13 protein-coding genes and 1 tRNA gene are annotated in these 14,825 nt (G+C 33.2%); 11 read left to right on the top strand and 3 right to left on the bottom strand.

Going from position 1 to position 14,825, the window contains the following annotated elements; translation table 11 throughout:
• Positions 1-38: 38 nt before the first annotated feature.
• From ACKF5P_RS09655 to ACKF5P_RS09640, 4 genes are all read left to right on the top strand, one after another.
• On the top strand, positions 39-194 hold the full coding sequence (locus ACKF5P_RS09655; RefSeq protein WP_408954993.1) for a hypothetical protein: 156 nt from the start codon (positions 39-41) through the stop codon (positions 192-194).
• A 275-nt stretch (positions 195-469) separates the two neighbouring features.
• Positions 470-1,282 (top strand): hypothetical protein, encoded by an 813-nt coding sequence (locus ACKF5P_RS09650; protein WP_408954992.1) that lies wholly within the window; start codon positions 470-472, stop codon positions 1,280-1,282.
• 111 nt (positions 1,283-1,393) lie between these two features.
• The gene (locus tag ACKF5P_RS09645; RefSeq protein WP_408954991.1) at positions 1,394-2,080 is read left to right on the top strand and encodes a phosphoribosylaminoimidazolesuccinocarboxamide synthase; all 687 of its coding nucleotides are present in this window, start codon (positions 1,394-1,396) and stop codon (positions 2,078-2,080) included.
• Positions 2,081-2,297: 217 nt separating this feature from the next.
• Positions 2,298-4,163 carry a class I SAM-dependent DNA methyltransferase gene (locus tag ACKF5P_RS09640; protein WP_408954990.1) on the top strand — a complete coding sequence of 622 codons (1,866 nt, stop codon included), beginning with the start codon at positions 2,298-2,300 and terminating at the stop codon, positions 4,161-4,163.
• 173 nt (positions 4,164-4,336) lie between these two features.
• Here ACKF5P_RS09640 and ACKF5P_RS09635 read toward each other — a convergent pair whose 3' ends face one another.
• Together ACKF5P_RS09635 and ACKF5P_RS09630 are read right to left on the bottom strand one after the other, a co-directional pair.
• Complete coding sequence (locus ACKF5P_RS09635) at positions 4,337-5,149, bottom strand: restriction endonuclease (RefSeq protein WP_408954989.1); 813 nt, start codon at positions 5,147-5,149, stop codon at positions 4,337-4,339.
• A 222-nt stretch (positions 5,150-5,371) separates the two neighbouring features.
• Positions 5,372-5,459, bottom strand: a tRNA-Leu gene (locus ACKF5P_RS09630).
• A 207-nt stretch (positions 5,460-5,666) separates the two neighbouring features.
• Here ACKF5P_RS09630 and ACKF5P_RS09625 point away from each other — a divergent pair.
• On the top strand, positions 5,667-6,281 hold the full coding sequence (locus ACKF5P_RS09625) for a DUF3793 family protein (protein WP_408954988.1): 615 nt from the start codon (positions 5,667-5,669) through the stop codon (positions 6,279-6,281).
• A 12-nt stretch (positions 6,282-6,293) separates the two neighbouring features.
• Here ACKF5P_RS09625 and ACKF5P_RS09620 read toward each other — a convergent pair whose 3' ends face one another.
• On the bottom strand, positions 6,294-7,493 hold the full coding sequence (locus ACKF5P_RS09620) for an S-layer homology domain-containing protein (protein ID WP_408954987.1): 1,200 nt from the start codon (positions 7,491-7,493) through the stop codon (positions 6,294-6,296).
• Between the two features lie 331 nt (positions 7,494-7,824).
• Here ACKF5P_RS09620 and polA point away from each other — a divergent pair, with 331 nt between their 5' ends.
• The 6 genes from polA (at position 7,825) to mutM (ending at position 14,819) form a co-directional block, all read left to right on the top strand.
• Positions 7,825-10,428 (top strand): DNA polymerase I, encoded by a 2,604-nt coding sequence (polA, locus tag ACKF5P_RS09615; RefSeq protein ID WP_408954986.1) that lies wholly within the window; start codon positions 7,825-7,827, stop codon positions 10,426-10,428.
• A complete protein-coding gene (locus tag ACKF5P_RS09610; RefSeq protein ID WP_408954985.1) occupies positions 10,415-11,809 on the top strand; it encodes a TldD/PmbA family protein in 1,395 nt (464 codons plus the stop codon). Before polA ends, ACKF5P_RS09610 begins: the two co-directional genes overlap by 14 nt.
• A gap of 1 nt (position 11,810) precedes the next feature.
• On the top strand, positions 11,811-13,157 hold the full coding sequence (locus ACKF5P_RS09605) for a TldD/PmbA family protein (protein ID WP_408954984.1): 1,347 nt from the start codon (positions 11,811-11,813) through the stop codon (positions 13,155-13,157).
• A gap of 55 nt (positions 13,158-13,212) precedes the next feature.
• Positions 13,213-13,419 carry a hypothetical protein gene (locus ACKF5P_RS09600; RefSeq protein ID WP_408954983.1) on the top strand — a complete coding sequence of 69 codons (207 nt, stop codon included), beginning with the start codon at positions 13,213-13,215 and terminating at the stop codon, positions 13,417-13,419.
• Between the two features lie 57 nt (positions 13,420-13,476).
• Entirely contained in the window at positions 13,477-13,887 is a 411-nt protein-coding gene (locus ACKF5P_RS09595; protein ID WP_408954982.1) for an acyl-CoA thioesterase, read from the top strand.
• A 104-nt stretch (positions 13,888-13,991) separates the two neighbouring features.
• Positions 13,992-14,819 (top strand): bifunctional DNA-formamidopyrimidine glycosylase/DNA-(apurinic or apyrimidinic site) lyase, encoded by an 828-nt coding sequence (gene mutM / locus ACKF5P_RS09590; protein ID WP_408954981.1) that lies wholly within the window; start codon positions 13,992-13,994, stop codon positions 14,817-14,819.
• Positions 14,820-14,825: the final 6 nt, after the last annotated feature.

Raw genomic sequence — 14,825 nt, 5'->3', positions numbered from 1 at the left:
GAAATAGAAGAAGGTCAACAAAGTGATTTTAAGGATAGATGGCACAAATAAGTGGGAAATTTAGTGATCAAGTACTATTAGGCTCTCCAGCTAGTGAAGCAGCTGAAAACGAAAATATTAATATAGGTAGAACTGGATTAAAGGAGATTATTGCTGCCTCTGAAAAGAAGCTAGAAGAGAAGATGAATGATTAGAAATAAGGAAAGCCTTTAATTGTAAGTAGCGAAGTAAGAAGTGGCTTTCAAATTTAACATTTTCTAATATTAATCTAAGTGGGCCAACTGCTCACTTAGATTTTTTGCTTTCAGCAAAAATATTTGATTCCTGCTTTGATAGATAAGATTCCGATAGTTTTGAAACCAATTATAGCAAATTTATAATGGGTTTAATGAAATTTTAGTTTGCAGAAGGAATATTTACATTAGTATTCAATTAATAGTAGTAACAATTAAATTAAAGAGGTGGAAGAATGATTAAGAAAACTTTAGGTTTGACATTGGTCTTTTTATTACTTTTGACTATGGGAGTATTAGCTGAAGGGGAAGTAGAGTTGGAAGAGGAAGTAGAAGAAGAGATTTATGAGTTTGAAGAAAAGAATCAGGATAATGAGGAGAATGATTTTGAGGCAAAAGAGAGTAATGAACAAATTCAAGCTGAAGGAGGGAGCATCTTAGATCATAGTAATATTGAAGTTTATACTGGATTAAATTATAATACATATTCTGATTTGAAGGTAATTAATTATAGTTATGATGTTCCAGATGATGAAACAAATAATGGGGATCAACTGGCGGGATATGACAAAGGTTATATTGAAAAGAAAAATTCTTCGATTGGATTTTATGGTGGTTTTAGATATTGGATTACTGAAAGAATAGGAGTCGGTACTGAAATAGAACATATGGGAGCAACTTGGGATCTATTCCAACAAAAGCATGTTAAGATTGATACGACTGGTTTCCTAGGAACCTTAAACTATAGAGTTGCTGATGATTTAATGGTTAACTTTGCAGGAGGAGGTTATGCTATAAATGCGGAATTTCCTAAATTTAATGCATTTGGAGAAAATTTAGCTTATGGTATTAAAGCTAGTCTAGAGGGAGGAATTCCAGTTTATGATAATTTGAGTTTAAATGGTAGAGTTGGTTATAGATATTTATTTAGTCATGAAATTGAAGATTTTGAGTATGGTAGAAGCTCTTTTGAAGATGAAACCCCTTATGAAATTGAGACAGATTTTAGTGGTTTTGAGTTTGCAGTTACTGCAAACCTATCCTTTTAATAAATGTTCAGATATCTTGTAACGAAATATCTGAATTTAATTTTGGTGAATTATTAATTCTATAAAAGAAATTAACAGAAAATCTACAATTTAAATTAAGGAGTGGTATCAATGGATTTAGTTTATACAGGGAAAACAAAAGATGTATATGCTTTAGATGATGGAAACTATTTGCTAAAATTCAAGGATGATGTAACAGGTGAGAATGGTGTCTTTGATCCTGGAGCAAATGAAGTTGGGCTAACAATAGAAGGAGCAGGTAGAGCAGGACTGAGATTGACAAAGCTATTTTTTGAAAGGTTAAAAGATGAAGGAATACCTACTCATTATATTGATGCAGACATTGAGAAATCAACTATGACTGTAATGCCTGCTGAGGTATTTGGAGAGGGAATTGAAGTAATATGTCGTCATAGAGCAGTAGGCAGTTTTTACAGACGTTATGGGATGTATGTTGAAGAAGGAGAAGAATTAGACTCTTTTGTAGAGGTTACTCTCAAAGATGATGAGCGTAAAGATCCACCGATTACAAAGGATGCTTTAGATATGTTGGGTATATTAACCACTGATGAATATGAGACAGTAAAGGAATTAACACAAAAGGTTGCAGATGTAGTCAAAGATGAACTTAGTAAAAAAGGGCTTGAGTTATATGATATCAAGTTTGAGTTTGGTAGGGTAGGGGATTCTGGAGAGATTGTATTGATAGATGAAATATCAGGAGGAAATATGAGAGCTTTTAAGGATGGGGAGTATATAGAGCCATTGCGTTTAGAGAAATTAATGTTAGAGGAGTAAGATTGCATAAATCTATTTATAAAAAGTTGATAAGAGACAAGAAAACCTCTGAGTTAAATACTTAGAGGTTTTTAGTTAAACAAAAATGAATTATTTTAATTTATAATTTATATTTTGCTGGTAATGTCATAGTTAGTTTGCTATTAATATTAGTATTTGTTATAATTTGTTTTAGTTATTAAAAGAGCATTAATTATAATAAAAAGGAGTTTTATTAGTGAATAAATCTAAATTGAATAGTATGGTAGCAAATAATTATGATTTAATTGAATTAGAAAAAAACTTAGTTTATTATTTTATAAAAAATAATAAGATAGATATTAAATATAGTGCTTTTTTAGAAAATTATTTTAGTGGCTTTAATGAGGATGATAATCTTCAAGATGAAATTGAACACTTGCAAATGATAAATGATTTAGAACACTTAGAGAATCATTTAGAACTATTAATACCAGAAGGCGATAGGAAAGTTAATGGTGCTTTTTTTACTCCTCCATACATAGTAAACAAAATGATTGATATAATAGCTCCGCAGAAGGATGATAAAAATATTGATATTAGTTGTGGCTCTGGAGCTTTTTTAATAGGATTGGTCAGGTATTATAAAGAAAAATTTAATAAGCCTATTAATGATATTGTAAAAGAAAATATATATGGAATCGATATTTTAGAATATAATATTAGAAGAAGTAAAATTATATTATCTCTTTATGCTTGTATGGAAAAAGAAAAATTAGATATAAATTCATTTAATTTAAAATGTAAAAATAGTTTGGAAAGTAATATCAATGAACTATTTAATTGTACTTTTGATAATGTTTTAGGAAATCCACCTTATGTAAAGTATCAAGATTTATCTGAGGAATTAAGAGGTAGATTAAATGAGGATTGGGAGACTACTAAAAAAGGAAGTTATAATTTGTACTTTCCTTTTTTTGAGATTGCATATAATATAATAAATGAAAAAGGAAGAGTTATTTATATAACACCAAATAATTATTTTACAACTAAAGCTGCTAAGCCATTAAGGAAATACTTTCAAAATCAAAAGAGTATAAAAAAAATAATTGACTTTTCTCATAAATTAGTCTTTGAAAACGTACAAACTTATACTGCAATAACATTATTATCTAAGAATGAAAATGAAATAATTAAATATTCTAAAATAGAAAATAATCAAGAAATAATAGATTTTTTAAATGATTTAGAGTTTGCAAAGAATCCTATTAATAAATTGAAATCTAGAAAATGGAGATTACTTAAACAAAAAGAAAGAAAAAATATTAATAATATTGAAAGTATAGGAACCCCTTTAGATGAAATAGTGGATATTAGAGTAGGTATAGCAACTCAAAAAGATGCAGTTTATTTTGTAGATTATATAGAAGAAACTGAAGATTATTATATAAAAGAAGATGGTACAAAAATAGAAAAACAAATAACTGTTCCTGTTGTAAAAATAACAAAAATCAATTCTCAAAAAGATCTACAATCTAACAAAAAAAGAATTATTTTCCCTTATAAGATAAAAAAAGGGAAAGCAGAATTAATTTCAGAAGAAAATTTATCTACCGAATATAGCAATACATATAATTATCTATTACAGCATAAAGATATACTTTTAAAGAGAGATGGAGGAAAAATTCCAGAAGAGAAATGGTATAAATATGGAAGAAGGCAAGGGATAAATAGATTTGGAATAAAATTATTAGTCCCTACTCATAGTGAAAACCCACGATTTTTAAAAGATACCAATACAGAATCATTATTTACCAATGGATATGGATTATATTATAAAGATATTAAAAAAGCTAAACTACTGAAAGGATTTCATTTATTATCTTTAGAAGAAAATATAGATGTTTTGCAAAAGGTTTTAAATTCTGTTGTTATGAATTATTTTGTTAGAAAGACTAGTACTGCACTTTCGGGAGCTAAATACTGCTACCAAAAGAACTTTATAAAAAGTTTTACAATTCCTTATTTTTCTGAAGAAGAGCTAAATAAAATCAGAACCATGTCAAAAAAAGAATTAGATGAATTTTTAATAAATGCTTATAGATTAAAAGAAGTAGACTTATAAGTCTACTTCTTTTAACTTCTGGTAACCTATTGTTATATATTTTAACTAAATTTTTTATAACGTTATTAAATGCTAAATTTTAATGCAAACGTCAGTATATTCACTTAAAAAACCATCAAGAATTAATTCTTGATGGTTTTTGTATGTTTTAGTAATTTATTGAAAAAATGATTTTAAAGCTTTCCAAATCGATAATTATAAACTTTAATCAAATGATTAGTAAAGTTATTAAAGTTCAATTCGTTTAAATCAATATTTGTACAATCAGAAATGAGCCCATCATTTATAAGTTCTTGATTAGTACTATATATTTTTGGTACTTCCTTACTAAAGTCTACAATTAAAAGGCATACCTTTTCATATTTAAATTCTTCACTGTTTCCTTTTAAGTTTCTATTATTTAATGCTTGAAAGGCATTAATATACTTTTTTAGATGTCTATTTACTCTGCTGTTAGGTTTGAATTCAACTCTATTTTCTTTAGCTGCTGAGTTGTCATATTCAAATACAGGAATCATATAAATTTCACCTAGCACCATTTTAGGACATCTTACATGAAGATTAAGTGCTTCTGCAAAAGTTCTTTCATATAAAGTATCAAAGTTTTTAGCTAAGCTACTCAATTGACTTCTAACATTTATAGTTAAAGTTTTTTCTGTATATTCTTTGCCATAAGGACATTTTCTTCCTAGTTTCAATCCACTTTTTAGAGTTTCTTCTTGGGGTTCTAAATTATTAGGTAACACACATACGTCTTGATCTTTAGGTTTTAAAAATCCAAACAACTTTAGTTCTCCTTTGCTTTCTCCTGGTGAAGGAACTATTCTATTAGGAGAGATTCCTTTTTTTATTAAATCTTCTTTAACTGTATTATGTATTAAATTAATGATTTTGTGACTTCTAATTAAATTGTTTTTACCTTTTACACCTCCAGTTCTAATAGCACCTTCAATCATTTCCTTTATTTTCCTAACAGCATTTTCCATATGATCAGCCTCCTGATTTTAAATTTTTTAAAAAATTATTCCAGTGTTATATCTATGATTTGATATAATTTATATTATTCTGTATTGGATATTACCGACTATTTTATCGGCGAAATGTCGGCGAGATAGAATTTTAGACAAAATATCAGAAATCAGAAAACCCCTAAGGCCTCAATAGTAACAAAGGTTCTTAGGGGTTTTTATGTACTTGATTAAGTTAAATGGTGCCGAAGGTGGGAGTCGAACCCACACGATCGCAAGGATCACTGGATTTTGAATCCAGCGCGTCTGCCAATTCCGCCACTTCGGCTCTTTCCTGTTCAACAATTAATATAATAACATATTGGTTTTTGAATTGCAAGGATAAATTTCAACTTATTTTAAAGTATAATCTAGAGAAAGTTAAGTCAATTAAGTTAAGTCTTTAACTAATAAATTAATTGCTCCTTATGAATTAATTAGATGTGGTATAGGTAAACTAGCAAATGAATTAATTTATACTACTGGAGATGAAGTTATGAATAACTTAAATAAGAATTTAGAAACTGATTTTATTAGATATACTTTAGAAAGTATTGGAGCTACAATAATGGGGGCCAAACCTGCTGAAATAAAGAATATAAAGGTAGCTGAAGATAATTATGAACTTTGGAAAAGATGTAAAAATAAGTTCTTAGATCATTATGAGCAACTAAATTTTGTCGAATTAAACAAAGGAGTCAATCGCAGAAAAATCCTATTTTATCATCATGCTACTTTAAATAGACAGTTAGATAATGGGAAAGTAATTGATTTTTTGAAGAGGCTGGGCTATCCTAAACAATATAGCTTAAAGCTATATCTTGATCTGTTAGTTACTAAGTTGAAAGGGCATGAGTTAGGTAATGAAGATTTTCCGCATGAGATTGGTATCTTTCTTGGTTATCCGCTGAAAGATGTTTTAGGTTTTATGGGTTATAATGATTTACCACTTACTTCTAGGAAAGGTTGGAAGGTATATGGTGATAAGACTATTTCATCATTACAAAAGAATAAGTTTGATTTAGCTAGAGATCATTTTAGTAGAAGGTTAGATCAACTTCAAAATATAAGTAATATTTCACACGAAAAACAGCTAAGGCAGATGCCTTAGCTGTTTAATGATTTAGGATAATAAAGAACTACTAGTTAAAATCTGTGTAACTGCCGAGTTAATAGCATCTTGTCTAGCTAAATCCTGTGCTTTATCCCAGTCTTGTTCGATAGCTGCTTCAATTAAAGCAGTTGAGATTTTGGTACTGATAGAGATGGATTCTATTAAACGCTCTCTACTTAAATCTTCTAATTGATCCCAATCAGTATTCAATAAAGCAGTTACCTCTTCAGTTGATAGCCCTTCTTCAAGTAAATTGTTAGTTACCTCTTGTCGTAATCGTGGTGTAACACTTTGCCAGTCTCCATCAGCAATCGAGATTAATTCATCAGGGCTGAAGAAGTCACCAGTTAACTCGCTTGCTTGACTAGCTAAATCTTCTTGGGTAATTAAGCCATAAGCTTTAACATAGGTAGCTCTATTTCTATTTTGATCAAAGAGTAAATATACTTGGTCTGACTTTAGCATTTCATCTAAGTCGACCATTCGATTATTTCTACCAATTAAACCGTTTTGATCAATATCAACTGTTTCAGTTCCTTGTTCTGAATTGACTCTGATTTTACCTGAGATAGGATATGTCTCCACAATATCCCCTGTAATTACTTCAAAGTTCATTAATTCGGTCAATAACTTTGCACTTTCTGCTCGAGTGACATGATTGTCTGCTCTAAAAGTTCCATCAGGATAACCATCGATCATTCCAATTTCAGAAGATAGGTTGATCAGTTCGTTGGCCCAGTATTCATCAGAAAGGTCTGAATAATAATCACCTTTAACTTTAATACTGTTCTCTTTTTGGTCAAGCTCTAAACTTCGACTGAGCATCGCAATAATTTCAGCTCTAGTGATTGGGTTTTGTGGTCTAAAAGTCTGATCAGGATAACCAGTAATAATTTCTTCTTGAACTAAAGCTGAAATATAACCTTTAGCAGAATGATCACTAATATCAGTTAATTCTGAGACGATAGCTGGTTCTAAATCCATCGCTCTAGCTAAAGAATAAGCAAATTCACCTCGAGTAATTGCTTGGTTTGGTTCAAAATTTCCATTACTATAAACATACATAATCTCTTGATCAAGCAATGAACTAATATAATTTAGTCCCCAGTGATCATTAGCTACATCTTGTGGTTGAAAAGCCATGACAGGTAAACTAAAACTGACTACTAGAATTAATGTTAGAATTGATAGTATAATTTTTTTCGGCATTCTTAGTAAGTACTCCTCTCTAATATGGTCTATCTGTACTTAAAATCTTAACATAATTTATCGATAATATCTATCAAATTCTAATTGTAATTTGTGGAGAGGTAGGCAGTTTATATATTATCAACCTAAAGTGGGTATGATAATAAAGGAGATAGCTGTTTTTTGGTGAAATAAAATTATTAGCTTAAGTTCTTGAGTTTAAGGCTAAGTCTAAGTTTGAGTAAGGTTTAAAACGTTAAATTAAATTTAGGTTCAGAATTATCTTAAATCACATAAAAATTAAGGCTAATTAATTGCTAGTAAGGCATATATATTAAGGAGGTTGTAATAATTGAAAGAACAAGAATTATATTTACTGGATGGGAATAGTTTGCTGTATCGTGCTTTTTATGCTTTACCGACTACTTTGACCAAATCTGATGGGACGGTGACCAATGCTGTCTTTGGTTTTACTAGGATGTTATTCAGTTTATTAGAAGAGAGAAAGCCGGATTTATTAGGAGTTGCTTTTGATTTAGCAGCCCCTACATTTCGGCATCAGGAATATGAAGAGTATAAAGGGAATCGTAAAGAGACACCTGATGAGTTGAAGCCTCAATTTAGAATAGCTAAAGAGGTCTTAGGGGCATTAGAAGTGCCGATCTTTGAAAAGGAAGGGTATGAAGCGGATGATTTAATCGGGACTTTAGCCCAGAAAGCAGAAGAGGAAGGCTATCAGGTTACAATTGTAACCGGTGATCGGGATAATTTACAATTGATTACTGAGAATATCAAAGTGATGTATAATAAGCGGGGAATCAGTGATATTGTTGATTATGATTTAGAAAAGTTTAGAGAGGAATATGAATTAGAGCCACGACAGTTAATTGATAAGAAGGGGTTAATGGGTGATAAATCTGATAATATTCCTGGTGTTGATGGGATTGGTAAGAAGACATCTACTAAATTATTAAAAGAGTTTGGTTCTTTAGAGAATGTCTTGGCTAATATAGATCAAGTAGGGGGTAAAAAGCGAAAAGCTACCTTAAGAGAGCAAGCAGATAGGGCCAAACTTAGTAAGAAGTTAGCAGAAATAAAGGTTGATGTACCACTAGAGGTTGATTTTTCTGGATTGGTTTTATCGGATTATAAGAATCAGCGAGTTTATGATCTATTTATGGATTTGGAATTTAGTAGCTTGATCTCGCAGATAGGTGGTCATCAAAAGTTAGAAATAGCTGATTATCAGTTGATCGAAAGCCAAAAAGAGTTAGAAAAGATGGCTCTAACTGACCAGATTGCTATAACTTTGGATTTGAATGGGCCAAAGTTAGAACAGAATTTAGTAGGTGTTGCAGTAGCTACTTCAGAACAAAGCTTTTATTGTAAGCTGACTGCCGATAAGTTACTGAATTGGTTAGAAGATATTTTCACAACTAAGGAAGTTTTGATGGTAGAGGCTAAAGAGCAGGTCAGATATTTGTTACAGCAAGGAATTGAAACTAAGAAACTTAGTTTTGAGCCATTGGTAGCTGATTACCTCTTAAAGCCTAGTGAAAAGGAGAAGGAATTTGAAGAGTTGGTAGTAAGCCACCTGCAACGAGAGATTGAAGATGTTACAGAAGAAGAGTCATTGGTCTTAAAGACTAGTCTTTTGTTTGATTTAGAAGAGAAGTTAGTTCCTAAATTAGAGAAGAATGAATTGTTATCATTATTTAGAGAGGTTGAGTTGCCATTGGTCAGTATGTTGGCTCAATTGGAGCTGGCAGGGATTAAGGTCAGTTCTGAAGAGTTGGAGCGATTATCGACTAAGTTGGCTGAAAAGATTGCTGATTTAGAAGAACGGGCTTATCAATTGGCTGGGGAGGAGTTTAATCTCAACTCACCGAAACAATTAGGGGGCATCTTATTTGAAAAGTTAGGCTTACCTGTAATTAAAAGGACGAAGACAGGTTATTCGACCAGTGCTAGTGTTTTAGAGAAATTGAAGGGCCAACATAAGATTATTCCGTTGATTTCTGAATATCGAACCTATACTAAGTTAAAGTCGACTTATGTTGATCCATTGAGTGATTATATAAAGCAAAAGACTGGCAGGATCCATACTACATTTAATCAGTTGGTAACTGCGACTGGACGTTTAAGCAGTGCAGAGCCTAATCTACAAAATATTCCGATCAGAACTGAGCAAGGACGTGAGATTAGACAGGTCTTTGTTGCTGAGGAAGGTAAGCAGTTATTAGCTGCTGACTATTCTCAAATAGAGCTGAGGGTGTTGGCCCATATCTCTCAGGATGAAGGGTTGAAGGAAGCTTATCAGCAGGGGGTTGATATCCATACTAAGACTGCTAGTGAGATCTTTGGGTTGGCCCTAGATGAAGTTGGTCGGGAAGAGCGGCGCAAAGCTAAAGCCGTCAATTTTGGAATTGCCTACGGGATCAGTGATTGGGGATTAGCTAAGCGGCTTAATATCAGCAATCAAGAAGCTAAAGAGTATATTGAGCTTTATTTTAAGCGTTATCCAAAGGTTAAGAGGTATATTGATAATACAATTGCACAAGCTAAAAAGGAAGGTTATGTTACCACAATCTTTAATCGAAAGCGTTATTTGCCGCAGATAAATAGTAAGAATTATCACCAGCGTAGTTTTGCAGAAAGAATGGCAATTAATACTCCAATTCAAGGAACAGCAGCTGATATTATGAAATTAGCGATGATAGACGTCTTTAACTCAATTGCTAAAGGAGAGTTTAGTAGTCAGATCTTATTACAGGTTCATGATGAATTGGTTTTAGAAGCTCCTACTGCTGAATTAGATGAGGTTGCTCAGCTGATAAGGGAAAAGATGGAGCAAGTAGTTGAGTTAGAGGTTGAGTTAGAGGTTGACCTAAAATATGGTGATAATTGGAATAAAATGAAGGAAATTGAAAGGGGAGAAAGAGATGTTATCAACTAAGTTGGTTAGGCAGTTATTACAGGTTGCTTTAGAAGGGGGTGGTGATTTTGCTGAAGTCTTCTTTGAGAATGCTAAAAGCAATTCCTTAGTATTGGAAAATTCTAAATTAGAGCGGGTCAAGACGGGCTATGATCTTGGAATTGGGATCCGAGTCTTAAGTGGAGATAAGGTCTCTTATGCATATACAGATGATCTAACGAAAGAGTCTTTATTACAGACTGCTAAGGTTGCTGGAGCAGCAAGCCAAGGTCAAAATAAAGTAACAATTACCGACTTAAGAAAAGGGACTATTAATCAAGTTCATCCAGTTCAGATTAGGCCTGAAGAGGTTGCTAAGAAGAAGAAAGCAGAGTTGATGAAGGAAGCAAATCAAGCTGCTTTAAATTATGATGATAATATCAGGCAGGTAATAATCAGTTATGCTGATAATACCCAAGAGATTATGATTGCTGATTCAGATGGCTTATATGTTGAAGATGAACGGATTCATACTAGGATGAGAGTTAAGGCTATTGCTAGTGATGGCGAGAAGATTCAGACCGGTAGTGAAAGTCCTGGATTACAGGTTGGATTTGAATTATTTGATCAATATCCACCGCAGAAGTTAGGTGAAGAGGCAGCCAGGCAAGCGGTAACAATGCTTGGGGCCAAATCTGCTCCATCTGGTAAAATGCCAGTAGTAATCAATCACGGTTTTGGTGGAGTTTTATTCCATGAGGCGTGTGGCCATGGCTTAGAGGCCGATCTAGTTCAAAAGAACTCTTCTGTCTTTGCTGGGCAAGTTGGTAAGCAGGTTGCTTCTAAAGTAGTAACTGCTGTTGATGATGCTACAATTAAGAATGGTTGGGGCTCTTTTGGGATTGATGATGAGGGCCAACAGGCTGAACGGACAGTGTTAATTGAAGATGGAATATTAAAAGATTATATGTATGACCTAAAGACTGCTCGAAAAGATGAGCGAGCGTCAACCGGTAATGGAAGAAGGGATTCTTATCAATCACTGCCAGTTCCACGGATGAGTAATACCTTTATTGAAGCGGGTGATTTTGATCCAGAAGAGATCATCACAGCTGTTGATGATGGGTTATATGCTAAGAAGCTGAGTGGTGGACAGGTAGAGACGGCAACAGGAGAGTTTGTTTTTACCGTTGCTGAAGGATATATGATTAAAAATGGTCAGTTAGCTGAACCTGTTAGAGGAGCTACCTTGATCGGTAAGGGGATAGATGTTTTACAGAAGATTTCGATGGTCGGTAATGATCTCAAGTTGGCCCCTGGAATGTGTGGTAAAGCTGGACAAAGTATTCCAGCAGCAGTTGGGCAGCCGACATTACTAGTTGACGAAATTACTGTTGGTGGTACAGAAAGGAAGGGGGAGTAAGATGAGCCTTGATTTGAAAGAGTTAATTACTAAAGCACAAAAATTTGGAGCAGAGGATGTTGAATTATATTATGAGACTTCAACTACTAATGATCTTGAAGTTTATCAAGGAGAGGTAGAATCTCTAGAAGCAGCTCATGCTAAAGGGCTAGGGATTAGAATCTTTGTTGATAATAAGATGGGATTTGCATATACTGCTAACTTCAATCAAGATTCATTAGAAGAAGTAATTAAAGAAGCAATTGCTAATGCTGAAGTAGCTACGGAAGATCATTATCGTACCTTACCAAAGGGAGATTATCAATATCAAGGACTTGATATTTACGATCCAGCTCTAGAGAAGAGTGAGATTGAGGATAAAATTGCACTAATATTAGAGATGGAAGAAGCAGCCTTAAATTATAGTGAGCAGATTGATGCAGTCTTAAGTGCTAATTATGGTGATTATATTACAGAGGTAACGATTGCTAATTCGAATGGACTACATGAAAGTTATAAAACGAATGATTGCTATGCTTACTTATATGTTAAGGCTAGCCAAGAAGATGACCAACAGACGGGGATAGCTCTTTCATATGGTCGTTCATTATCTGAATTAACACCGATTGTTACTGGAGAAGAGGCAGCTCAAAATGCTATTGAATTATTAGGGGCCAAGCAAGTTGAATCTCAAAAGGCGCCGGTTGTCTTTACCTCTAAGGTTGGAAGTATGTTTATGTATGTCTTATCCCAAGCATTAACAGCAGAAGCAGTACAAAAGGGGCGATCTCTTTTTGCTGATAAGTTAGATCAGCTTGTAGCAGCTGAAAATGTCAATATTATCGATAATGGGTTATTAGAAGAAGGATTAGCAACTGCTCCTTTTGATAGTGAAGGTGTTCCTTCAACTCCAACCGATATTATTAAAGATGGTGTCTTGACCAATTATCTATATGATACTTATACTGCCAATAAAGATGGGGTTAAATCTACTGGTAATGCTGAACGTGGTTCTTATCGAGGGATTCCTGGTGTATCACCCAGTAATTTCTATTTAGCACCAGGTGATCAGGATCCAGCAGATATTATTGCTGGGGTGGATAATGGTTTTTATGTCCATAAAGTTTCTGGTTTAGTAACTGGGGGAGCCAACCCAATTTCAGGTGATTTCTCTGTAGGTGCGACAGGTCAGTGGATTGAAGATGGTGAGATTAAAGGAGCTGTCAGTGAGATCACAATAGCTGGTAACTTGATTGATTTTTTAAAGGATATTGATCAACTAGGAAATGATCTTAAGTTTAATCCATTGATTGGTTCTTTTGCTACTCCTACCTTTAGGGTTAAAGAGTTAGCAATTAGTGGTTCTTAAATTCTGAATACTCCTTTTGAAATTGTGCAACCTATAAACGAAAGGAGTGGTCAGAGTGGATTTAAGGTTATATAATTGTTCAATCTGTTATGAGGATACATTACATGAAGTAGTTGGTCTCAATTCTGATTATTTAACTGTCCGCTGTACTTCTTGTGCTACTACTTCGGCAGTTGAGGAAGAGGGTTTTAATGGTTATGAAGAGGCTTCAATTGAACTAAATCAGCAATTAAATGGGTTATTAGATGAGTTTGATTATTGATCAGTAGGGGCGTTGGCCCCTACTATTAATTAAATTTAAAAATAGGGGGATGAAAAGATGGAATTTAGTCATCAAATTAGGGTTAGTTATCAAGAAACTGATAAAATGGGAGTAGTTTATCATTCTAATTACTTACATTGGTTTGAAGTAGGCAGGGCAGAAATGTTTCGTCAACTAGAATTTAATTATAAAGAGATAGAAGAGCGAGGGGTTGTTTTGGCAGTAGTGGAGTCAAACTGTAAATATCATGCTCCAGCTTATTATGATGATTTAATTGATGTTTATGTAAAAGTAAAGGAATTTAAACAGACAAGAATAGCTTTTGATTATAAGATAGTTCGTAATGAAGATGGTAAGTTATTAACAACGGGGAATACAGTTCATGTTTTTGTTAATCATAATTTCAAACCGTTATCATTGAAAAAGACTGATATAGAGTTATGGGAGATGTTAGAAGAAAACTTTTAATATTGAGTGCTGGGAAGAGTTAAAAAATAGAAGATAAAGATTTTACTCTTCAACTCTTAAAGAGCAAGGTTAGTTATTAAGTATTTGCTAAAGGAGGAAATAAAGTGCCTGAATTGCCAGAGGTACAGACGGTAGTTGATACATTACAGCCATTAATTATAAAACAGGTAATTGCGGATGTGAAAATTAAAAATGAGAAGTTGATAGCTAAGCCTAAGTCAAATGAATTTAAGAAGATTTTGAGAGGGAGTTCTATTAAGAAGGTTAGCAGAAGAGGAAAGTATATTATGATTGAATTTGATAATGAATACTATTTAGTGACCCATTTAAGAATGACCGGGCGCTTTGTTTATGCTTCACAGGGTGATTCGGGTGATAAGTATGATTATATTTTTTTGAAATTTAAAAATGGTGATGAGTTAAGATTAGGTAGTAAGAGAAAATTTACTAGGACTTATTTAGTTAAAGATTTACAAGAAGCTGGTAGTTTAACTAAGTTAGGGCCAGAGCCGTTGACAGCAGAGTTTACAGTAACTAGATTTGAAAAAATGATATCTTCTCGGCGAGGTAGGATCAAACCATTATTACTGAACCAAAGGTTTTTAGCTGGCTTAGGTAATATTTATGTTGATGAGAGTTTATATTTAGCTCAAATACATCCTTTAAGGACAGCTGACACCTTAACTGAAAGAGAGGTTGAAAAGCTTTATCGAGCAATTAGGAAGGTGCTAAGTGAAGGGATTGAACAGCGTGGGACAACTAAATGGGATTATGTAGATGCTAGTGGACAGGCCGGTAATTACCAAAATTATTTACGGGTTTATGACCGAGAAGGTGAAGAGTGTAGAAGATGTGGTAGTAGTTTAAAACGAATTAAAGTAGGGGGGCGTAGTTCTTATTTTTGTCCCGATTGTCAACAACAGGAGGAATAAATTAGG

This window comes from Natroniella sp. ANB-PHB2, from assembly GCF_046097105.1.
In the GTDB taxonomy this organism is placed as follows: domain Bacteria; phylum Bacillota; class Halanaerobiia; order Halobacteroidales; family Halobacteroidaceae; genus Natroniella.
The sequence above is the reverse complement of the archived record's forward strand: the minus strand, read 5'-3'. Positions and strand labels throughout refer to the sequence as shown.